Source organism: Bacillus sp. PS196 (assembly GCF_037963555.1).
Lineage (GTDB): Bacteria > Bacillota > Bacilli > Bacillales > Bacillaceae > Bacillus > Bacillus subtilis.
On sequence record NZ_CP150159.1, the window covers coordinates 1505525 to 1527650 of the forward strand.

Here is a 22126-nt window from a genome sequence, read left to right on the forward strand (position 1 = left end):
AAAAATAAAGTGAACTCGCTTCTGTTTGTATACGGGACATTAAGAAAGCATGAAAAAAACCATCATTTGCTGGCACAATCGGCATGTATCAATGAGCAGGCGAGAACAAAGGGAAGTTTGTTTGCTGCAAAAGAGGGGCCCACAGCTGTTTTTAATGGTGAAGGCTATATATACGGCGAAGTATATGAAGCAGATGAATTGTGTATACATAACCTCGATCAATTTTTTCAAGGATATCATAAACAAACGGTGTTTGTAGAAACGGATGTCGGGATTAAAAATGCGCTTATTTATTTTATGAACAAAGACGGGTTTGCCGGCTTTACGAAAATAAGCAGCGGCGACTGGAAAGAACATCAGATGATCAGCAAATCGAAAAATCCCATTTATTATTTTGCCTATGGATCATGCATGGATAATGCCCGCTTTCAAAAAGCGGGAGTCGATCACTATTTTCAAGATCCAGTAGGAAGAGCTGTTTTAAAAGGATACACAACTTGCTTCACGCTAAAAAGGGATGACGGTTCAAGAGCGGACATGTTGGAAGACGGAGGAACAACAGAAGGCGTTTTATACCGTATTCCTTATTCTGCTCTCTCCTATCTATATAAAAGGGAGGGTGTCGAATCTCTTACGTATCGGCCGGCATTTGTAGACGTTGAAGCTGGCGGAAGGCACTACAAAGACTGCTTAACCTTTCTCGTCCTCCAAAAAGAAGCGGAAATTGCCCCGCCTCAGCACTATCAGATTGAAATCGAACGCGGAGCGGAGCTGTATTTGTCGCCTGAGTTTACTGAAAAGCTCAAGCGGTATATGAATTCGCTGCCAAAAGGATAACACTGTAACAAAAGAATATGATAAAATTTGATCAATATCATGTCCGTATAAAGGAGCACCACGATGAAAAAAGAATTTGCGGTAATTGGGCTGGGCCGTTTTGGTGGCAGTATTTGCAAAGCATTAAGCGAAGAAGGCGTCGAGGTTATGGCAATGGATATCGATGAAGATAAAGTCAACGAGTATGCCAAGATTGCATCTCACGCAGTTATCGGTGATTCGACAGACGAATCTGTCCTGAAAAATTTAGGCCTGCGAAATTTTGACCACGTTATTGTAGCAATCGGGGAAAATATTCAAGCGAGTATTTTAACGACACTCATTCTGAAAGAACTTGGCGTCCATACGATTACAGTTAAAGCGCAGAACGATTATCACGAAAAAGTGCTGTCTAAAATTGGCGCGGATCACATCGTCCACCCGGAACGCGATATGGCAAAACGAATTGCGCATAATATCGTGTCCAACAATGTACTTGACTATTTGGAGCTGTCTGAAGAGCATAGTCTTGTTGAAATCGTAGCTAACAGCCGCCTGGCTGGAAATACACTTCTCGATTTAGATATTCGCGCGAAATACGGTATTAACATCGTAGCCATAAAAAGGGGCAAGGAAGTCATCGTATCACCGCTTGCAACCGAAGTCATCCACCAAGAAGATATACTCATTGTTATTGGATCAGTTACAGACATCTCCCGTTTCGAAAAAAGAGTTCTTCATACAAAATAGCAGTCAAATAAGCCGTCCTCAAAGGGCGGTTTTTCATATTATCAGAATATAACAACTTTAATGAACTGAGCGCCAAGTTCTTAAAATTTCATTGACTAAGCACAGGCGTTCCGATAGCATATTGTACCATATAATAAAAAAGAGGAGGGGCCTATTTGAATAAAGAAGCGCTAGTCAATAGGCTGAATGCTTCGGCCAAAAGACAAAAAGCTGATATCGTCATTAAGAACGGAAAAATCATGGACGTATATAATCAAGAATGGATATATGAAGATATTGCGATTACAGATGGAGTTATTGTAGGCCTCGGTGAGTATGAAGGCGAAAATACCATTGATGCAGAGGGACAAATGATTGTTCCGGGTTTTATTGATGGACATGTACATATTGAGTCATCAATGGTTACACCGATTGAGTTCGCTAAAGCAGTGTTGCCTCATGGCGTGACGACGGTCGTTACAGATCCGCATGAGATCGCGAATGTGTCTGGTGAAAAAGGGATTGTGTTTATGCTTGAACAAGCTCGGCATACACCGCTGAATATCCATTTTATGCTTCCTTCCAGTGTGCCTGCCGCAAGTTTTGAGCGATCAGGCGCAATTCTCAAAGCTGCCGATCTCAAGCCTTTTTATGAAGAAGAAGAAGAAGTATTAGGGCTGGCTGAAGTTATGGATTATGTGTCGGTTCAGCAGGCTGAAGAAGACATGGTTCAGAAACTGCTCGATGCCCGTGTGGCAGGAAAACGGATAGACGGTCATTTAGCTGGTTTATCAACAGACCTCATTAACATTTACAGAACCGCCTTTGTCTTAAACGACCATGAAGTAACATCGAAGGAAGAAGCCCTTGATCGTATCAGAAGAGGCATGTATGTCATGATGCGTGAAGGATCAGTCGCCAAAAACACGCTCAATGTGCTGCCGGCGGTAAATGAAAAGAACGCACGCCGGTTCTTTTTCTGTACGGATGATAAGCATGTGGATGATTTATTGTCAGAGGGAAGTGTAAACCATCAGGTGAAAATGGCGATTCAAGCCGGACTTGATCCGTTTTTAGCCTATCAATTAGGAAGCCTCAATGCGGCCGAGTGCTACGGATTAGATACAAAGGGAGCGATTGCCCCGGGTTTTGACGCTGATTTGCTCTTTGTATCTGATCTGGAAAATGTCACTGTCACAATGACGATGGTAAAAGGGCAGACTGTTGCTGAAGACAGCAAAGCGGTCTATCAGGATCATGCTTCAACTGCAGCACCAGATCAGGCACTGCTTGATTCTGTTAAGCTTGCTGCTCCTCTTAACAAACAGGATTTTCATATGCCAATCGATTCAGAGCAGCAAATCAATGTCATTCAAATCATACCAAATCAGCTTGAAACAAGATTAGTACAAGTTCCGGCTCCTGATGCCCGCGAATTTGAGCCTGACACTGAGTTTGATTTGTTAAAGATTGCAGTTGTCGAGCGGCATAAAGGATTGAAAGAAACCGGACTTGGTGTTGTGAAAGGTTTTGGATTCAAGAGCGGAGCGATTGCCACAACCATTTCACACGACTCCCATAATATTATTGCTGTCGGAACGAATGATGAGGATATCGCGGCGGCAGTTAATAAGCTGCAGGAAATTGGCGGAGGATTAACGATTATAAAAAATGGGGAAGAGCTCCATTCAGTACCGTTGCCGATTGCAGGGTTATTATCCGACCAATCTGCAGAGCAAGTGAATCAAAGCTTGCTGACGCTTCATGATAAATTGCCGTTAATCGGTTTCACAGGCGGATTTAATCCATTTTTGACATTGTCGTTTTTAGCTTTGCCTGTCATTCCTGATATTAAAATGACGACTACGGGATTATTCGATGTAAAATCATTTCAACACATATCACTGCAATAAAAAGAGGCACTCCCTTAGGGAGTGCCTCTTTTTTTAAACCTCCATAATGATCGGCAGGATCATTGGACGGCGCTTTGTTTTTTCGTACAAGAAAGGCGCAAGAGTGTCTGTAATCTCGTTTTTGATTTCAGACCATTGAGTCGTTTTTCGTTCCATTACTTTTTGTAAGTGATTTGAAATGAGCTCTTGAGCGTCGTTGATCAAGTCGCCAGATTCTCTCATGTACACAAATCCTCTGGAAATCAAATCTGGACCCGCTGAAATCTTGAAGTCGTCCATGTCAATGCTGACAACAACGATGACAAGTCCTTCTTCAGAGAGAATTCTGCGATCACGAAGTACGATATTGCCAATATCACCGATACCGCTTCCGTCAATGTACACTGAACCGGACGGGATTTTTCCTGCAACTGAAGCCTCATCGCCTTTAAGTGCTAATACTTCACCATTATCCATGATAAAGCAGTTTTCCTCTGGGATGCCACAATCTGTTGCAAGCTTGACATGCATCTTTTGCATTCTGTACTCACCGTGAATCGGCATGAAGAATTTAGGCTTGATTAAACGAAGCATCAGCTTCTGTTCTTCTTGTCCGCCGTGACCGGATGTATGGATATCGTTAAGAGGGCCGTGAATAACCTCAGCACCCGCACGATACAGCTGGTTGATTGTTCGACTCACGCTGATTGTGTTGCCTGGGATAGGGGATGAAGAAAATACGACCGTATCCCCAGGATTGATTGAAATTTGGCGGTGTGTGCCGTTTGCAATTCTTGATAACGCCGCCATTGGTTCCCCTTGGCTTCCTGTACATAAAATTGTTACTTTATTAGCAGGCATACGATTGATTTCGTTATGCTCAATAAACGTATTTTTAGGACAGTTAATATAACCGAGTGTCTGTCCAATTTCGATAGCCGATTCCATACTGCGTCCAAATACGGCAACTTTTCTTCCATTTTGTACAGCAGCTTCAATTACCTGCTGCAAGCGGTGAATATTCGACGCAAATGTAGCGAAGATAATTCGGCCGTCCACCTTGCGGAAAATGTCATGAATGCTTTCTCCTACACGGCGTTCAGACATGGTAAACTCCGGATTTTCACTGTTTGTGCTGTCTGAAAGAAGGCACAAAACGCCTTCCTTACCGATTTCGGCCATTTTCGTTAAGTTTGCCGGCTCGCCGACTGGAGTAAAGTCGAATTTGAAATCCCCAGTATGTACGATGTTTCCGGGCGGCGTTTTTACAACAATGCCGTAGGAATCCGGAATACTGTGTGTTGTTCTGAAGAATGACACAGCCGTTTTGCGGAACTTTACAATATCATCCTCGCCGATAATGTTCAGTTTCGTCTGTCTCAATAATCCATGCTCTTCAAGTTTATTCCGAAGTAAGCCGATCGCGAGTTTTCCGCCGTATACAGGAATATTCACTTGTCTGAGCAGGTATGGAATACCACCGATGTGGTCTTCGTGCCCGTGGGTGATAAAAAGCCCTTTAATTTTATCTTCGTTTTTGACTAAATACGTATAATCAGGGATGACGTAGTCAATTCCGAGCAGTTCGTCCTCGGGAAACTTGATCCCCGCATCAATCAGTACAATTTCATCCTGGAATTGCACCGCGTACGTATTTTTACCGATTTCGCCCAAACCTCCGAGGGCGAAAACAGCAGTCTGATCATTTTTTACAAATTTCATACCGCTCATAACTCCAATACTTTAAAATTTTCGCTCTGTTGTTCATATTCTAAGAATGCACCATCAACAGGTGTAATAAACTCAATATTAAATTTCTTTTCTTTCAGCTTTGTTCTGACGTCACGCTCAGATACGCCTTCAATATAAAGTGAATCTGTCTTTTCCCGAACAGGTACTTCGTCAGCCTTCTCTTGATAAAATACCTTATAAATCATTCCAAATCTCTCCTTAAATGCCGTATGTTAGACTCGCTCATTCTATTATATTCGAAAACGGAATATAAGGAAAGCCTTGAGCAAAATAAGGATCTCTCAAAAAGTGAAAGATCCCTTGTCAGGCAATTGCTTTCTTACGGAGCATTCCGTTCCATTGTCTTCTGAGTTTCTTTCTTAATTTACGCAGCATTAGCCAGTTCCTCCTTTATTAAAATATTTGTCCCAGAGTTTTTTTATACAAATAGTATACGGAGATTGAGGAAGACTTTTCGTGGTTATTAATGGAATTTAATATGATTTTTGAACGAAATTGTTTGCTGAATGACAATCTTTTTGTATGATGAGGGTGGGAATTGCAGACCAAGACGATAAAGGGGAAGTTGCGATGGATTCTAAATTAATCTTTTTTGATATTGACGGCACAATATATGATCATGATAAGAATATACCGGAAAGTACGAGAAAAACCGTGGCGGAGCTGCAGCGCCAAGGGCATCATGTGTTTATTGCCAGCGGCCGGTCTCCATTTTTGGTTAAGCCGATTTTGGAGGAGCTGGGCATCCACTCATTTATTTCCTACAATGGACAGTTTGTTGTCTTTGAAAATCAAGTGATTTATAAAAATCCGCTGCCTGAAGATGCAATCAGGCGATTATTAAAGCAGGCGGATGAAGGCAAGCATCCTGTTGTGTTTATGGCTGAGGACACGATGAAAGCGACTGTTGCGGATCACCCTCATGTTCTCGAGGGAATCGGCAGCCTTAAAACCGATTACCCAGAGACCGATGACCTTTTTTATGAAGGAAAAGAAATTTTTCAGCTTCTTTTATTTTGTCAGGATGAAGAAGAAAAAGCTTATGCCGCTTTTCCTGAGTTTGATCTAGTTCGCTGGCATGAGCTATCGACTGATGTTCTGCCGCACGGAGGTTCGAAGGCAGAAGGAATCAAAAAAGTGATTGAGCGTCTTCCGTTTGATATCGGCGATACATATGCTTTCGGCGACGGATTAAATGATCTGCAAATGATTGAATATGTTGGGACAGGCGTTGCTATGGGAAATGCTGTTCCCGAACTGAAAGAAATCGCGGACTTTGTAACAAAACCGGTGGACGAGGATGGAATTGCATACGCTGTCAAAGAATTGGGCCTTTTAAAATAAAGAAATGGCTGGCATTGTGCCAGCCGTTTTTTCTTTTAGCGCTCAATTGCGATTGCATTTTCAGGTTCTTTGAAAGGATTTTCCTTGTCAATATGATCATAGAACATAACGCCGTTCAAATGATCGATCTCATGCTGAAACACAATAGCCGGAAATCCTTTTAAACGAATATCAATATTTTCGCCTTCTAGTGTTGTTCCTTTTACTCTGATGCGAGCATAGCGGGGAACATAACCGGGAATCGCTTCATCTACAGAGAGGCAGCCCTCGCCGCTTGTTAAGTAGCTTTTTTCAACTGAATGGCTGACGATCTTAGGATTAAACAGAGCATAGCTGTATAATTTACCGGAAGCATCTTCCGCATGAACGGCGATCATTCGTTTTTTGATATTAATTTGAGGAGCTGCGAGTCCTACGCCAGGGCGCAGCTTGTATTTTTCGGCTAATTCTGGATTTTGGCTGTTTTTAACAAATTCGATCATGTCGGCCAGCTGCTGTTTTTCTGCATCAGTTGGAGGCAGCTCAACAGGTTCGGCAGTCTCTCTGAGGGCTGGATGGCCGTCACGTACGATGTTTTCCATAGTAATCAAGAAACTTCACTCCTAAAGCTTAATATGTAAATTATATCGGATTTCTTCACAAAGGTGCAACGAAACGAATGACCAGCCGTATATGGCTGGTCAATTTCATGCTGTGTGGTTAGCAACAGCCTCCACCTAAATAAGCAGCTCCGACAATGATTAACAGAATGAATAAAACAACGATTAGCGCAAAGGTGCGGCCGTAGCCATATCCGCAGCCACCATATCCGTAACCACCATAACTGCAGCAGCCTCCGCCGTAACCATATCCATACATATTACATAACCTCCTCTTTTAATTACGCCAGAGCCTTTATAAGTAGGCATAGCGTCTAATATAACCTATGTAAAAACAAAAAAGTTGTATGGTCATCTGTCCTGATTTTTCACTTTTTTGATTTAATTTCAGTATTGCATTTATACAGCACGGCTATTGCCAAATGTCCCCATGGATTCTATAGTAGAAATTGTCAAGATTGGGGGATTTAACGTGAAAGACGCTATAAAACGGCGGACTGGAATCAAGATCGGAGCTTTTTGTGCCATGGCACTAATATTAACAGGATGCATGGGACAGGACCCGGTTGATTCACTTCATCATTCATTAGAAAAAGCCGCGGAATCGGAAAAGCAGTTTCAAGAAGAACAAAACACACTCAAAGAATTAGAGGCCAAAGAAAATCAGCTTTACGATAGTGTTATGAAGCTCAATATGGATGATTATAAAAAAATTGTTGCTTTATCTAATAAGGCGCTTGAAAATGTCAGCAAGCGCGAAGAACACCTAAAGCTTGAAAATGACAGCATGAAAAAATCGGAAACAGAATTTGAGGAAGCAAAAACGTCAGCGGAACATATTAAGGAAAAAGACATAAAAGAAAAGGCCGATGCCGCAGCAAACCATATGGAAAAAAGATATACATCATATGGCACTATGTATAAAGAGTATAAAAAAGCGCTTGAGCTTAATAAAAAACTGTATATGCAGCTGAAAGACAAAGATTTGACAAGAGATGATCTGGATCAGCAGATCGATAAAGTCAATGCTTCTTATGAAAAGATCCTTAAATATAGCGGAGAATTTAATGAACAAACCGAAAAATATAATAAAGCCCGGGAAGATTTATATGATGCTGCAGGCTATCGTGTGAAAAAGAGCTGACTCGATCAGCTCTTTTTTTGAATGAAATGCGATTCGGATTTCGTTCAAAATTTTCATTTCTATTGTAGTACAGCATAGTAAGGTATACTAGTACAGTTTTGGGTGCGGTTGGCATCTGTTTTTTTGATGAAAATGTAAAGCGAATACATTTATTGAAAATCAGCGATGAAAACGATTGACGGTTCTTCTTTATTTGGTGTAAACTAATCCATGTTAAGCGGTGTTGTATTAGTTTTTTACAACTTCGAAATAATACAGTTCAAAGCAGAGTGTAACTATCCTACATAAAAGGTTTTGGCAAACTGGGGATCGGCTAAAATATAATACGACTTACTGCTGATACTTTAGGGTACCCTAAGTTTGTATGTATAAAAGGAATGCACGTCTAATGACTGTTTAAAAGAAAGGAAGAGGTGACTTAGTATGGCTGCAAAAACGAAAAAAGCTATCGTTGACAGTAAGAAGCAATTTGATGCCATTAAAAAGCAGTTCGAAACGTTCCAAATTTTAAATGAAAAGGGAGAAGTCGTGAATGAAGCGGCGATGCCTGATTTAACTGATGATCAATTAAAAGAGCTAATGCGCCGCATGGTATTTACGCGTGTGCTTGACCAACGCTCTATCTCATTAAACCGTCAAGGACGTCTCGGATTTTACGCTCCTACTGCGGGTCAAGAAGCTTCTCAGATTGCAACGCATTTCGCGCTTGAAAAAGAAGACTTTGTTCTTCCTGGATACCGTGATGTGCCTCAGTTAATTTGGCACGGCCTTCCATTATATCAAGCGTTTCTTTTCTCTCGCGGACATTTCAGAGGAAACCAAATGCCTGATGATGTGAATGCCCTTTCTCCACAAATCATTATCGGTGCTCAATACATTCAAACTGCCGGTGTTGCGCTAGGTCTTAAAAAACGCGGTAAGAAAGCTGTCGCAATCACTTACACTGGTGACGGCGGAGCTTCTCAAGGGGACTTCTACGAAGGAATTAACTTTGCCGGAGCTTATAAAGCACCTGCAATCTTCGTGGTGCAAAACAACCGTTACGCGATTTCAACTCCTGTTGAAAAACAATCTGCAGCTGAAACAATTGCACAAAAAGCTGTAGCTGCCGGTATTGTCGGCGTACAAGTAGACGGAATGGATCCGCTTGCTGTATACGCAGCAACTGCTGAAGCACGCGAGCGCGCAATCAACGGCGAAGGTCCAACACTAATTGAAACACTTACATTCCGTTATGGCCCGCACACAATGGCTGGTGACGATCCTACTAAATATCGTACAAAAGAAATCGAAAATGAGTGGGAACAAAAAGATCCGCTTGTACGTTTCCGTGCGTTCCTTGAAAACAAAGGCTTATGGTCTGAAGAAGAAGAAGCAAAAGTGATTGAGGATGCGAAAGAAGAAATTAAGCAAGCGATCAAAAAAGCTGATGCTGAACCGAAGCAAAAAGTAACTGATTTAATGAAAATCATGTACGAAAAAATGCCTCACAACCTTGAGGAGCAATTTGAAATTTATACACAGAAGGAGTCGAAGTAAGCCATGGCGCAAATGACAATGATTCAAGCAATCACGGATGCGTTACGCACAGAACTGAAAAATGACGAAAATGTCTTAGTTTTCGGAGAAGACGTTGGTGTAAACGGCGGCGTATTCCGTGCGACAGAAGGATTGCAAAAAGAATTCGGTGAAGACCGTGTGTTTGACACGCCACTTGCTGAATCTGGTATCGGCGGTCTTGCCCTTGGTTTAGGCTTAAACGGCTTCCGTCCGGTAATGGAAATCCAATTCTTCGGATTTGTTTATGAAGTAATGGATTCAGTTTCTGGCCAAATGGCTCGTATGCGCTACCGTTCTGGCGGACGCTGGACTTCACCTGTAACAATTCGTTCTCCATTCGGCGGCGGTGTTCATACTCCTGAACTTCACGCTGACAGCTTGGAAGGTCTTGTTGCACAACAGCCTGGTATCAAAGTTGTTATTCCATCAACTCCTTACGATGCCAAAGGACTTTTAATTTCTGCGATCAGAGACAATGATCCTGTTGTCTTCTTAGAGCATATGAAGCTTTACCGTTCTTTCCGTCAGGAAGTTCCTGAAGAAGAATACACAATTGAGCTTGGAAAAGCTGACGTGAAACGTGAAGGTACTGATCTTTCAATCATCACTTACGGCGCAATGGTTCATGAATCATTAAAAGCTGCTGATGAGCTTGAAAAAGACGGCATTTCTGCTGAAGTTGTCGACCTTCGTACAGTAAGCCCACTTGATATCGATACAATTATCGCCTCTGTAGAAAAAACAGGACGCGCGATTGTCGTTCAAGAGGCACAAAAACAAGCCGGTATTGCTGCAAACGTAGTAGCAGAAATTAATGACCGTGCGATCCTGAGCTTGGAAGCACCTGTACTTCGCGTTGCAGCGCCAGATACAGTATTTCCTTTCTCTCAAGCGGAGAGCGTATGGCTTCCAAACCATAAAGACGTTCTTGAAACAGCAAGAAAAGTGCTTGAATTTTAATCAAACTGCATAATCGAGAGGGAAGATGAACGTTTTCCCTCTATTATATATCTGTTTTCAATGCTTACGATGTAAACTTTAAAATTGCTTAATCAAACTAGGAGGTCGAGAACTGTGGCATTTGAATTTAAACTTCCAGATATCGGGGAAGGTATCCACGAAGGCGAAATCGTAAAATGGTTTGTCAAGCCTAACGACGAGGTAGACGAAGATGATGTACTGGCTGAAGTCCAAAATGATAAAGCAGTAGTAGAAATTCCTTCACCTGTTAAAGGAAAAGTATTAGAATTAAAAGTTGAAGAGGGAACGGTTGCAACTGTTGGACAAACGATTATTACGTTTGATGCACCTGGTTACGAAGATCTTCAATTTAAAGGCAGCGACGAGTCTGACGATGCGAAAACTGAAGCACAAGTTCAGTCAACTGCAGAAGCTGGACAAGACGTTGCGAAAGAAGAGCAAGCTCAAGAGCCTGCAAAAGCTACTGGCGCAGGACAGCAGGATCAAGCTGAAGTTGACCCGAACAAACGCGTGATCGCTATGCCTTCCGTACGTAAATATGCACGTGAAAAAGGTGTAGACATCCGTAAGGTTACTGGTTCAGGCAACAACGGACGTGTTGTAAAAGAAGATATCGACAGCTTTGTAAACGGAGGAGCGCAAGAAGCTGCACCGCAAGAAACAGCTGCACCACAAGAAACAGCTGCTAAACCGGCTGCTGCACCAGCTCCAGAGGGCGAATTCCCAGAAACACGCGAAAAAATGAGCGGTATCCGTAAAGCAATTGCAAAAGCGATGGTTAACTCTAAACACACTGCTCCTCACGTAACGTTAATGGACGAAGTGGACGTAACAAACCTTGTTGCACATCGTAAACAGTTCAAACAGGTTGCTGCTGATCAAGGAATCAAGCTGACTTACTTGCCTTACGTTGTAAAAGCTCTTACATCTGCACTGAAAAAATTCCCTGTTTTAAACACGTCAATTGACGATAAAACAGATGAAGTCATCCAAAAACATTACTTCAACATCGGTATCGCTGCTGACACTGAAAAAGGCTTGCTTGTACCGGTTGTGAAAAATGCAGATCGTAAATCTGTCTTTGAAATTTCTGATGAAATCAATGGCCTTGCAACAAAAGCTCGTGAAGGCAAGCTTGCTCCAGCTGAAATGAAAGGCGCATCTTGCACAATTACAAACATCGGTTCTGCCGGCGGACAATGGTTCACTCCGGTTATCAACCATCCAGAAGTTGCGATTCTTGGTATCGGACGCATTGCAGAAAAAGCGATTGTTCGTGATGGCGAAATCGTAGCAGCTCCAGTCTTAGCTCTTTCTCTCAGCTTCGACCACCGTATGATCGACGGAGCAACTGCGCAAAATGCATTAAATCACATCAAGCGTTTACTGAACGATCCACAATTAATTTTAATGGAGGCGTAATGTTATGGTAGTAGGAGATTTCCCTATTGAAACAGATACTCTTGTAATTGGTGCGGGACCTGGCGGCTATGTAGCTGCCATCCGCGCTGCACAGCTTGGACAAAAAGTAACAGTCGTTGAAAAAGCAACTCTTGGAGGCGTTTGTCTGAACGTTGGTTGTATCCCTTCAAAAGCGCTGATCAATGCAGGTCACCGTTATGAGAATGCAAAACATTCTGATGACATGGGAATCACTGCTGAGAATGTAACAGTTGATTTCACAAAAGTTCAAGAATGGAAAGCTTCTGTTGTCAACAAGCTTACTGGCGGTGTAGCAGGTCTTCTTAAAGGCAACAAAGTAGATGTTGTAAAAGGTGAAGCTTACTTTGTAGACAGCAATTCAGTTCGTGTGATGGATGAGAACTCTGCTCAAACATACACGTTCAAAAACGCAATCATTGCTACTGGATCTCGTCCTATCGAATTGCCAAACTTCAAATATAGTGAGCGTGTGCTGAATTCAACTGGTGCTTTGGCTCTTAAAGAAATTCCTAAAAAGCTCGTTGTTATCGGCGGCGGATACATCGGAACTGAACTTGGAACTGCGTATGCTAACTTCGGTACTGAACTTGTTATTCTTGAAGGCGGAGATGAAATTCTTCCTGGCTTCGAAAAACAAATGAGTTCTCTCGTTACACGCAGACTGAAGAAAAAAGGCAACGTTGAAATCCATACAAACGCGATGGCTAAAGGCGTTGAAGAAAGACCAGACGGCGTAACAGTTACTTTCGAAGTAAAAGGCGAAGAAAAAACTGTTGATGCTGATTACGTATTGATTACAGTAGGACGCCGTCCAAACACTGATGAGCTTGGTCTTGAGCAAGTCGGTATCGAAATGACGGACCGCGGTATCGTGAAAACTGACAAACAGTGCCGCACAAACGTACCTAACATTTATGCAATCGGTGATATCATCGAAGGACCGCCGCTTGCTCATAAAGCATCTTACGAAGGTAAAATCGCAGCAGAAGCTATCGCTGGAGAGCCTGCAGAAATCGATTACCTTGGTATTCCTGCGGTTGTTTTCTCTGAGCCTGAACTTGCATCAGTTGGTTACACTGAAGCACAGGCGAAAGAAGAAGGTCTTGACATTGTTGCTGCTAAATTCCCATTTGCAGCAAACGGCCGCGCACTTTCTCTTAACGAAACAGACGGCTTCATGAAGCTGATCACTCGTAAAGAGGACGGTCTTGTGATCGGTGCGCAAATCGCCGGAGCAAGTGCTTCTGATATGATTTCTGAATTAAGCTTAGCGATTGAAGGCGGCATGACTGCTGAAGATATCGCGATGACAATTCACGCTCACCCAACATTGGGCGAAATCACAATGGAAGCTGCTGAAGTGGCAATCGGAAGTCCGATTCACATCGTAAAATAATTTTCATATCAAAAACAGCCCTCGCTCAAAGCGGGGCTGTTTTTTTATTTTGACAGCACATGCTGTAATGGTTTAATGATGTCTTCTTTCTTTTTCACACATCCCTCGATTTTCACCACGACATGGCGCTGATCAACAACCATAAGGGTAGGGACAGTTTCAATCTCATCTTCCCAGCCTTCTTTTTTATCATAGACCTTCATTTTATCTATTTGCTCGGGATAATCTTTTTCTAAATCAAGCAGTGCATCGTAATAAGGCGCTTCCTGGTCTATTTGGTTCTCATCAGAAAAAAACAGGATTTGTGTATGATGAATGTTGTCAATCCGGCTTTTTTTCATCGGATTGATGGTGGAAAGCGTACAGCCCGATAAAGCAAATACTATTATCAGCATGGGGAATACCGCGCGATATCGCATCTATCTTCTCCTCTGTATAAACAGTAGTTAACTAGCTTTAGTTTATCACGAGAGGCGGCTTAATCTGCTTCTTGTTACCTAATTGTTATATAATTGAAACCGTTTTTAAAGTGAAATTACATATTATATCAATCGTTTAAAATAGCAACCTGGGTATATTGAATTTTTTGCTGCATTCTTGGATGAAAGTTCAAGAAAACGTGAAATTACATTATGTGCTGTGGCATATATATCGAGTAAAGCTTCTGTATGAAGAAGATATTGTATGAGGGAAAATGGAAAAGCACGGTCTATATGATGATCTAAAATTAAATGTGTTATACAGTTTATTGTTGACATTTTAAATGTGACATATTAATATAATAACAACAAAAGAAATTAAGCGTTTTCAAATTTCAAAGAAATGGGGAATAAGAGATGGGTACGATTGTTTGCCAAGATTGCAACGAAGCCATTCATTACTTTGAAGATGAGAAAGTGACAACATTATATGGAACTTGCTGCGGACAATGTCAATGTCCTGTTGATGAAGAGTAAAAAAAAAGCATGCGGCTTTAAGCCGCATGCTTTTTATTTTTTATTGAATTGCTTTTTGTTCTTTGATGACCCGGATCATATGTAAAGTCGAGTCCTCAGGTCCTTGAACAGGGAGGCCTGCGTCAAGGTTTTTAAAAATGTAGCTGATGTTTTCTTCTGTAATAATTTCTCCTGGAATGAAGATTGGAATACCAGGCGGATATACCATGACAAATTCAGCAATAATCCGTCCGGATGCTTCTTTTAATGGGATGACTTCCGTATTTGCATAAAAAGCATCGCGCGGAGTCATTGCCAATAAAGGTATTTCTGGAAGCAGAACCTCAGTTTGCTGATGTGTTACATCTTGTTCTGACATTTGCTGTGCGATCTCAGTTAAAGCCTCTACAAGCCGGTCTGCATCATTTTGGCTGTCACCAGGAGTGAAAATACACAAAATATTGTACAGATCAGAAAGCTCAACCTCAATATTAAAGGATTCACGAAGCCATTTTTCCACGTCATGTCCTGTCAGGCCAAGACTTTTCACAGAGATAATCAATTTTGTCGGATCATAGCTGTAAGCTGCTTTCGAACCAAGAATCTCAGAACCGACACAATAAATGCCTTCAATCTGGTTGAGGCGATCTCTCGTCTGATTGGCAAGCTTTAGTGTTTCCTCAGCAAGCTGGTGGCCTTCTGTTGCAAGGCGTTTTCTGGCAACATCCAAAGAAGCAAGAAGCAAGTAAGAAGTTGACGTAGTTGTCAGCATGCTCAGGATGGATTGCACTCTGTCTTTTGATACAAGGCCTTCTCTCATGTTTAAAATCGAACTTTGCGTGAGTGATCCGCCCAGCTTGTGTACACTTGTCGCTGCTATGTCCGCTCCTGCCTGCATGGCCGATAGCGGCAATTCGTCGTGAAAATGAATGTGAACGCCGTGTGCTTCATCCACAAGCACTGGCACATCAAACGAATGAGCGAGTTCTACGATGCTTTTTAAGTCGGCTGCAACACCGAAATATGTCGGGTTGATGACGAGAAGCCCTTTTGCATCCGGATGTTCGGTAAGCGCCCGTTTAGCAGATTCAAGTGTAATGCCGTGGGAGATGCCCAATTCATTGTCAATTTCAGGATGAATAAAAATTGGAATCGCTCCGGAAAATACAATAGCTGTCATAATTGATTTATGAACATTTCTTGGAATAATAATTTTATCACCAGGCCCGCAAACAGCCATTACCATTGTCATAATGGCGCCGCTTGTTCCTTGAACAGAAAAAAATGTATGATCCGCTCCAAATGCTTCAGCAGCCAGATCTTGTGCTTGTTTAATAATGCCTTTTGGCGCGTGCAGATCGTCTAATGGTTCAATATTAATTAAATCTATGCTTAACGCGTTTTCACCGATAAATTGTCTGAATTCTGGGTCCATTCCTGCCCCTTTTTTATGGCCGGGAATATGGAATTGAACAGGCTGTCTGCTTGCATGCTTTTTAAGTCCTGTGTATAAGGGTGTTTCATGTTGCGACAATTGTTTTCCCACCTTTGTAATCATACCTATGCATAATAGTGTGTATTAAAATCAGTTTCTCAACCGTTTTTTAGACGTAAAACAAATGAATTATATTATGAACTTGAAAGAATGTAAAGAACAATTTATGATCAAATGAAGATGCTTTCTCTTAAGGGAAGTAAATCTATAAGGAGTGAAGAAAATGGAGTATCAATATCCGATGAATGAAGATTGGACAACCGAAGAAGCAGTGGATGTGATTGCATTTTTCCAGCAGGTTGAGCTTGCATATGAAAAAGGGGCGGATCGTGAAGAACTGCTTAAAGCTTACCGCCGTTTCAAGGAAATTGTACCGGGGAAGGCCGAAGAAAAAAAGATATGCGGCGAGTTTGAGGAACAAAGTACATATTCTCCTTATCGCACGGTCAAACAGGCGAGAGAATCTGATCACGCGAAGATTAAGATGTAAGAAAAAGAGCCGGGGGATATCCCGGCTCTTTTTTATGCTTGTGATACTTTTTGGGTGAGACGGTACAGAAAAGCAAGCTGCTTAAAGGCATCGTCGATACGCTGAAGGAATTCCTGGTTATTCATATTCAGCACTTCTTCTTTTTGGAGCTGGATGCCGCATAACAGCTCAGCTTTCTTTACAGTCTGCAAACGCTCAAACAGTGTCTTCAGTTGTTCCTTGTCCATTTCAGACTGTTTATGTACGCCCGGTTTTGTGTGATCTGCAGACCAAACGAAGCTGTCAGGGATATTTTTCGTAATGGTTTCTTGGTTCACTTCAAGCAATTTGCCGTATTCTTCTTTGATAGGGGATTCATAAATAATCGCGAACCACACAAAGACGTGGCTTTCCCATAAACCAATTTGGAAATGCGGCAGTTTTTTATAGCCTCTTTTGCTGTTTGCGAACGCCACCCAGCTGTCAGCCGGGGGATTGACGGATCTTCTTGCGTGCTTCGCCACATGCGGAAACATTTCATCTCCGGTTAAAGCTGATAAAGTTGGGGCAAAATGTTCGCCTAGAGCTGTAAGCTTCGGACGGACCGTCTCTTTTAATACTTCCATGCGCGCGTCTAAGCCTTCTATTGTAAATGTGTTAAAGTCTTCTTCAGTGAAACGCATTTGTGTCATGATTTTCCTCCTTCATGCTAAGTATACATATTTTATCACAGTTCATACGAGCTTCAAAAAGATTGAGCGCGTTTGAAGTAAGGGGAAATGTGGTAATAAACGAGTAGGTAAACACACAATTTTCAGAATCATGTTGCGCGTAAATAGAACAATCATACGATATAAGAAGTAATCATTGTTGAATGGCAAAATGGGATGCTTTTTTACAAACAAATGATCTCTGGAAGGGGCGAAAGACAATGAGGCAAGTTGTAAAAGAGGGATTTAAGGAAGAGAAAAACAATCGTGTTGCTGTCTGGAGACTAGAGGTTGATTATGAATTGGCAACCCTATATGAAGCAATGCAGAAAGAAAATGAAGAGCAGATTGAACAAAGCAAAAACAAACTTGAGCGACTTAGAAAAGAATGGATTCGTCTTAACGGGTAAAAAAGCGATAGTGAAAACGAACCGCATGAATGGTTCGTTTTTACGTGAGAAGGGATATTTTTCATTTTCCTTGCTTTTTCATTGCCGTTATCAGTATCCTATAAAATAAAAGGTCTACATAGAAGAGAGGTACGAACGAATGACAAATTGGACGGAAATCGATGAGATTGCAAAGAAATGGATAAGAGAGGCAGGCGCGAGAATTAAACAATCCATGCATGAAAGCCTGACAATTGAAACGAAATCAAATCCGAATGATTTAGTCACCAATATTGACAAAGAAACCGAAAAGTTTTTCATTGATCGAATTCAAGAAACATTTCCGGGACATCGGATACTCGGTGAAGAGGGGCAAGGAGACAAAATCCACTCACTTGAGGGAGTCGTATGGATTATTGATCCGATTGATGGGACGATGAATTTTGTGCACCAGCAAAGAAATTTTGCGATTTCCATTGGGATTTTTGAAAACGGTGAAGGGAAAATCGGTTTAATTTATGATGTGGTGCACGATGAGTTGTATCACGCATTTAGCGGCAGAGGAGCTTATATGAATGAAACGAAGCTGGCTCCATTAAAAGAAACCGTCATTGAAGAAGCGATACTTGCCATTAATGCAACATGGGTAACGGAAAACAGAAGAATTGATCAAAGTGTGTTAGCGCCACTTGTGAAAAGAGTCAGAGGCACACGTTCCTACGGTTCTGCCGCTTTAGAGCTGGCAAATGTCGCGGCAGGAAGAATAGATGCTTACATCACGATGCGGCTTGCGCCATGGGACTACGCAGCCGGCTGTGTGCTGTTAAATGAAGTAGGAGGCATCTATACGACCATTGAAGGAGAGCCGTTTACCTTTTTAGAAAACCACAGTGTGCTAGCCGGAAATCCATCTATACATAAAACGATATTTGAAGAGTATCTTCATGCTGGGAAGTAGGCCATTTGAGCAGGATGATCTCAGCTTGTTAGAAAAGCTCGCGGAGGCTCATCCTGTATGGAAAGAGGAGGAGTTTGGAGATAAAGATGCAGAAGACTATATCATTTCCTACTCCATGTACAACGGTTCATGGCTTGTATGGGAAAAAGACGGTATGCCTGTTGCCGTCAGCTACCATCTCGAGTGGTCTCCTTCAAACGGTAAGCCGTGGCTCGGAACGGTCCTGATTGACCCGGTTGAAGAAAAAAAGGGGCATGCGAAGATGATCATTGAACAGATCAGCAAATTGCTTAGAGCGAAACATAAAGCGATGTTTGCGGGAGTTCCCATTGAGCGCACGGAATGGATACTGTTTTTAAGCCAATGCGGCTTTGAACAGCTGAAAACGGAAAAAGATGAGAAAGGCAAATCATTTATGATCCTGGTGAAGCCTTTATCAGAAGCTGCCGTATGATAACGGCAGCTTATTTGCTGCATGCGGATTCAATAAAAGCCTCTCAAACATTGAGAGGCTTCTGATGATTTGAAAATTATTTTTTTACCGCATGAATATAATGAATCGTTTCAAACGCTGACAAATTGTCTTTTCGATTACTAAAGAAAAGGTCATTAATGTCGTCTGGTGATAGATGTTCATAGATCAGTAAACCAGATGACTCTAACAAATGTTCAATCTCTTGATAAGTGAAACATGATTTCATCGGTTCCCCGCTTGCGGCAGCCATCTTCACCATATGTTCAACTCGATTCGACGTCCCTTTTGCTGTAAAAAGTGTTTCGTCCGCATAATCAAAAACAATAGAGCTTCCAGGCGGGACATGAGAAAATAAATTGCTGATCAAGCTTGCATTTTCTTCCCGTGTTACATAATAAGACACTCCGAGAAGGCTGAAGAATGTTTTTGTGTTTTTAAATCCTTCATCTAAGAGAGGATCATACGAAAACGTTTTGGTGAAATCCATAGGAACAAAATGAAGATGACCCGGAATTGTCAGATTTGCATCCTTCAGCTTATTTTTTTTGAATTGCTGTGTAGCCGGATGATCAACCTCGAAAACCTGTAAGCTGTTTTCTAATTCTGGATGCCGAAAGCAGAAAGTATCCAGCCCCGCTCCAAGAATGACATACTGTTTTGCCCCCAGGATTAATTCGTTGTGCAAGACTTTTTCACAATAAGAAGCACGTGCTAGGGGCGTGGGAGACAGCTGGATTTGTGCAACCCATTTTAATATTTTTTCAGGATCATTTTGAAGACGTTCGGCGATCTCTTTGTTGAAAAACGATATTCCTTGAATCATATTTTTACTGATGTCGATAAACTCTTTTTCGTTAATGAGATCTTTTGCGATAAAATCATCAAAAATAGGAGGTGTGTCATATTTGCTGTGATAAGCACGGGCAAACGCTGAAATCAAAGACGTTAAGCTGGACTCATTTTTCCTCATGAAATGATCCTCCACAAAAAATAAGATTCCCCTGGCCAGGAGAATCTTATTATACATACAAATATATTAATAGTAAATTTTAGCATAAATAAATTTTTTTGTCAATGTTTTTGCTCTTAACTGGACGCGCGATCCTTCACATAGCCACGTGACCTGTAGCAGAATTCGTCTATCAATTATGTGGACTGAATCATTAGCTTTTATAAAATGCGTACTTGCGGCTGCATCCCTCTTTTGGCAAATCAGGAGCGGTTTTCTGTCTCATGGCAGCATCTTTTCGTCGTTTCAGCTGAGAGAGAAATCAAGATATGTAACAATAAAAGCCTGAGGGATCTCAGGCTTTTTCTAATATTACAATCCAACAGCATTCCAGGCTGCTTCAACTTTAGCGGCATCAGTTGAGCCGTAGAGGTCACGGGCAGACTGAATGAGAGCTGCCTTGGCATCTTTGAACGTGGAAGAAGGCGTGAGGTACGTTGTTAACGCACGGTAATAGATTTGCTGTGATTTAGATACACCAAGTTTTGTGATGGTGTTGTAAGCGGCTTTGTTTGGAATTCCGCTGTTTGTGTGTACACCGCCATAATCGCCTTCATCTGTGTTTGGAAGGTTTCGGTAATTGGCGTAATTGTCAGGCTGGTTGTATTTTGTAGGGTTGGACAGGCTGCGAAGAGCAGGCTGGCTGACCGTAATGTCTTCACCGATGTCCCAGTCTTCTGTATCGTTAAAATACCCGAATACGTCAGAGAAAGACTCGTTTAATGCACCTGGCTGATTTTCATAAATCAAGTTGGCTGTTTCTTGGGTGACGCCATGTGTCATTTCATGCGCTGTCACATCTAATGAGCCGGAAAGCGGAGAGAAGAATGAACCGTCGCCATCACCGTAAATCATCTGGTCTCCTGTCCATGCAGCGTTATTGTATTGAGTGCCGTAGTGAACGGAAGAAACGATTTTACTGCCTTTGTTATCATAGCTGTTTCGTTTAAAGTTTGAATAAAAATAATCGTACACTTTACCGAGGTTATAGTGTGCGTCAACGGCTGCCCGCTGTGATGAAGATGTAAATGTTTTCGTTGTGCTTGAGACAAGCGTGCCCGGAAGGCGGCTTTGTCTGTTTTGTAAATCATATGTGATGATTTGGGTGCCTGTTGGTTTTGAAAGATCTCTTAGAACATATTTTCCGCCTTCATAAGAGATGTTCAAAGGAACAGTTGCGCCCTTTAGAGTTGTTCCGCTTCCAGTGGCGGCGGCATGTTCTACTTTATTTTGCTGTTTTAAAATGCTGCCTGTTTCGGCGTCAACTAAGACTTCCCAGTTTGCAGGTTCAGGCTCGACATAGCGAATCGTCACGTCGTAAGCAAGACGATAGCTGCCGTCTTTTGTTTCTATCGCTTTTAATTCGGCTTTATTGCTGTTTTTGGCCGCTCCGTTAGAAACAGCGTCTGGTGATTTGCCGATAGCTTTGAAAGCGAGTGCCAGCGCTTTTTCGGAAGAGACTTTTTGGCTGTTATCTGTTTTTGCAGCAGATTGATTGTGTAATTCACCATTGACCGCATAGACATTATCGGATTTATCGACGTGAACGATCACTTGCGAATCTTTAATTGGCACTCCGTTAACGACAGGCGCATATCGAAAGTGCTTGTATCCAAGGGCATCAGTCGTGCTTTCAACAAGCTTCAGCCTTTTGGAAGGGTCACCTTTAAAAATGTTGCTGTTCTTTTTCAAAAACTGCTTGACAGCCTTGTCATTTGGTGCAGAGAGTTCTGATTGCGCAATCGCGTTTTTGGAGAGGAAATTTGTTTGATTCTCTTTAAGCTGATGACCTTCAGCAGCCTGAACACCTGGCAGGCTGATTGATAAACTCATAAACGAAGCAGCGACAGCAACAGACAATTTCTTACCTAAACCCACAATAAATCCCCCTTTTTGAAAATACTGAAAACTTTATATTGTTATATTAAACTAGCATTCTGGAATACTCAACAAAAACTAACATAACTAGACAAAATTGATAGTATTGTCCTGTGTTTGTTTTTGTTGAATAATATCAAGATGAGTCAAGT

Annotated in this window: 23 protein-coding genes; 14 read left to right on the forward strand and 9 right to left on the reverse strand. The window is 41.9% G+C overall.

Going from position 1 to position 22126, the window contains the following annotated elements; all coding sequences use genetic code 11:
- Window positions 1–9: 9 nt before the first annotated feature.
- The 3 genes from NST79_RS08010 to ade all read left to right on the forward strand — a co-directional run bounded on the left by NST79_RS08010 (window position 10) and on the right by ade (window position 3458).
- Window positions 10–837, forward strand: a complete 828-nt coding sequence (locus tag NST79_RS08010) for a gamma-glutamylcyclotransferase (protein WP_167559812.1) — start codon at window positions 10–12, stop codon at window positions 835–837.
- Between the two features lie 63 nt (window positions 838–900).
- On the forward strand, window positions 901–1566 hold the full coding sequence (ktrC, locus tag NST79_RS08015) for a Ktr system potassium transporter KtrC (protein ID WP_003222311.1): 666 nt from the start codon (window positions 901–903) through the stop codon (window positions 1564–1566).
- Between the two features lie 155 nt (window positions 1567–1721).
- Entirely contained in the window at window positions 1722–3458 is a 1737-nt protein-coding gene (gene ade, locus NST79_RS08020) for an adenine deaminase (RefSeq protein WP_167559810.1), read from the forward strand.
- A 33-nt stretch (window positions 3459–3491) separates the two neighbouring features.
- Here the strand turns inward: ade and rnjA are convergent, their stop codons facing one another.
- Together rnjA and rnpZA are read right to left on the reverse strand one after the other, a co-directional pair.
- A complete protein-coding gene (rnjA, locus tag NST79_RS08025; RefSeq protein ID WP_003245660.1) occupies window positions 3492–5159 on the reverse strand; it encodes a ribonuclease J1 in 1668 nt (555 codons plus the stop codon).
- Window positions 5160–5164: 5 nt separating this feature from the next.
- Window positions 5165–5374 (reverse strand): RNA polymerase subunit omega 1, encoded by a 210-nt coding sequence (rnpZA, locus tag NST79_RS08030; RefSeq protein WP_003222303.1) that lies wholly within the window; start codon window positions 5372–5374, stop codon window positions 5165–5167.
- 385 nt (window positions 5375–5759) lie between these two features.
- Here rnpZA and NST79_RS08035 point away from each other — a divergent pair, with 385 nt between their 5' ends.
- Window positions 5760–6533 (forward strand): Cof-type HAD-IIB family hydrolase, encoded by a 774-nt coding sequence (locus NST79_RS08035; protein WP_015252170.1) that lies wholly within the window; start codon window positions 5760–5762, stop codon window positions 6531–6533.
- Between the two features lie 35 nt (window positions 6534–6568).
- Here the strand turns inward: NST79_RS08035 and def are convergent, their stop codons facing one another.
- Complete coding sequence (gene def / locus NST79_RS08040; protein WP_003245474.1) at window positions 6569–7123, reverse strand: peptide deformylase; 555 nt, start codon at window positions 7121–7123, stop codon at window positions 6569–6571.
- 109 nt (window positions 7124–7232) lie between these two features.
- Window positions 7233–7391 carry a YjcZ family sporulation protein gene (locus tag NST79_RS08045; RefSeq protein ID WP_003232317.1) on the reverse strand — a complete coding sequence of 53 codons (159 nt, stop codon included), beginning with the start codon at window positions 7389–7391 and terminating at the stop codon, window positions 7233–7235.
- 213 nt (window positions 7392–7604) lie between these two features.
- On the opposite strand from NST79_RS08045, the gene NST79_RS08050 reads away from it, so the two are divergent.
- The 5 genes from NST79_RS08050 (at window position 7605) to lpdA (ending at window position 13656) form a co-directional block, all read left to right on the forward strand.
- Window positions 7605–8276: a YkyA family protein gene (locus tag NST79_RS08050; RefSeq protein ID WP_212059059.1), complete on the forward strand. Its 672-nt coding sequence runs from the start codon at window positions 7605–7607 to the stop codon at window positions 8274–8276.
- A 423-nt stretch (window positions 8277–8699) separates the two neighbouring features.
- Entirely contained in the window at window positions 8700–9815 is a 1116-nt protein-coding gene (pdhA, locus tag NST79_RS08055; RefSeq protein WP_003222294.1) for a pyruvate dehydrogenase (acetyl-transferring) E1 component subunit alpha, read from the forward strand.
- 3 nt (window positions 9816–9818) lie between these two features.
- A complete protein-coding gene (gene pdhB, locus NST79_RS08060) occupies window positions 9819–10796 on the forward strand; it encodes a pyruvate dehydrogenase complex E1 component subunit beta (RefSeq protein ID WP_003232313.1) in 978 nt (325 codons plus the stop codon).
- 114 nt (window positions 10797–10910) lie between these two features.
- Window positions 10911–12239, forward strand: a complete 1329-nt coding sequence (gene pdhC / locus NST79_RS08065) for a pyruvate dehydrogenase complex dihydrolipoyllysine-residue acetyltransferase (RefSeq protein WP_003232311.1) — start codon at window positions 10911–10913, stop codon at window positions 12237–12239.
- A gap of 4 nt (window positions 12240–12243) precedes the next feature.
- Window positions 12244–13656 (forward strand): dihydrolipoyl dehydrogenase, encoded by a 1413-nt coding sequence (lpdA, locus tag NST79_RS08070; RefSeq protein ID WP_003232309.1) that lies wholly within the window; start codon window positions 12244–12246, stop codon window positions 13654–13656.
- A gap of 44 nt (window positions 13657–13700) precedes the next feature.
- On the opposite strand, the gene slp is transcribed toward lpdA, so the two are convergent.
- Entirely contained in the window at window positions 13701–14075 is a 375-nt protein-coding gene (gene slp / locus NST79_RS08075; protein WP_003245672.1) for a peptidoglycan-associated lipoprotein Slp, read from the reverse strand.
- 417 nt (window positions 14076–14492) lie between these two features.
- Between slp and NST79_RS08080 the strand changes: the two genes are divergently transcribed.
- On the forward strand, window positions 14493–14612 hold the full coding sequence (locus NST79_RS08080) for a GapA-binding peptide SR1P (protein ID WP_003232305.1): 120 nt from the start codon (window positions 14493–14495) through the stop codon (window positions 14610–14612).
- Window positions 14613–14652: 40 nt separating this feature from the next.
- On the opposite strand, the gene speA is transcribed toward NST79_RS08080, so the two are convergent.
- Window positions 14653–16125, reverse strand: a complete 1473-nt coding sequence (speA, locus tag NST79_RS08085; protein ID WP_017694801.1) for an arginine decarboxylase — start codon at window positions 16123–16125, stop codon at window positions 14653–14655.
- 184 nt (window positions 16126–16309) lie between these two features.
- On the opposite strand from speA, the gene NST79_RS08090 reads away from it, so the two are divergent.
- Entirely contained in the window at window positions 16310–16576 is a 267-nt protein-coding gene (locus tag NST79_RS08090) for a UPF0223 family protein (RefSeq protein ID WP_014476700.1), read from the forward strand.
- Window positions 16577–16608: 32 nt separating this feature from the next.
- Here the strand turns inward: NST79_RS08090 and NST79_RS08095 are convergent, their stop codons facing one another.
- The gene (locus NST79_RS08095; protein ID WP_015252167.1) at window positions 16609–17247 is read right to left on the reverse strand and encodes a YktB family protein; all 639 of its coding nucleotides are present in this window, start codon (window positions 17245–17247) and stop codon (window positions 16609–16611) included.
- Between the two features lie 239 nt (window positions 17248–17486).
- Between NST79_RS08095 and NST79_RS08100 the strand changes: the two genes are divergently transcribed.
- From NST79_RS08100 to NST79_RS08110, 3 genes are all read left to right on the forward strand, one after another.
- A complete protein-coding gene (locus tag NST79_RS08100) occupies window positions 17487–17675 on the forward strand; it encodes a hypothetical protein (protein WP_009967148.1) in 189 nt (62 codons plus the stop codon).
- Between the two features lie 139 nt (window positions 17676–17814).
- On the forward strand, window positions 17815–18612 hold the full coding sequence (gene suhB, locus NST79_RS08105; protein ID WP_014476703.1) for an inositol-1-monophosphatase: 798 nt from the start codon (window positions 17815–17817) through the stop codon (window positions 18610–18612).
- A gap of 25 nt (window positions 18613–18637) precedes the next feature.
- Window positions 18638–19066, forward strand: coding sequence for a GNAT family N-acetyltransferase (locus NST79_RS08110; protein ID WP_212059057.1), 429 nt, complete (start codon window positions 18638–18640; stop codon window positions 19064–19066).
- A 76-nt stretch (window positions 19067–19142) separates the two neighbouring features.
- Here NST79_RS08110 and NST79_RS08115 read toward each other — a convergent pair whose 3' ends face one another.
- Together NST79_RS08115 and nprE are read right to left on the reverse strand one after the other, a co-directional pair.
- The gene (locus tag NST79_RS08115) at window positions 19143–20057 is read right to left on the reverse strand and encodes a class I SAM-dependent methyltransferase (protein ID WP_212059050.1); all 915 of its coding nucleotides are present in this window, start codon (window positions 20055–20057) and stop codon (window positions 19143–19145) included.
- 351 nt (window positions 20058–20408) lie between these two features.
- Entirely contained in the window at window positions 20409–21974 is a 1566-nt protein-coding gene (gene nprE, locus NST79_RS08120; protein ID WP_003245026.1) for a neutral metalloprotease NprE, read from the reverse strand.
- Window positions 21975–22126 lie beyond the last annotated feature (152 nt).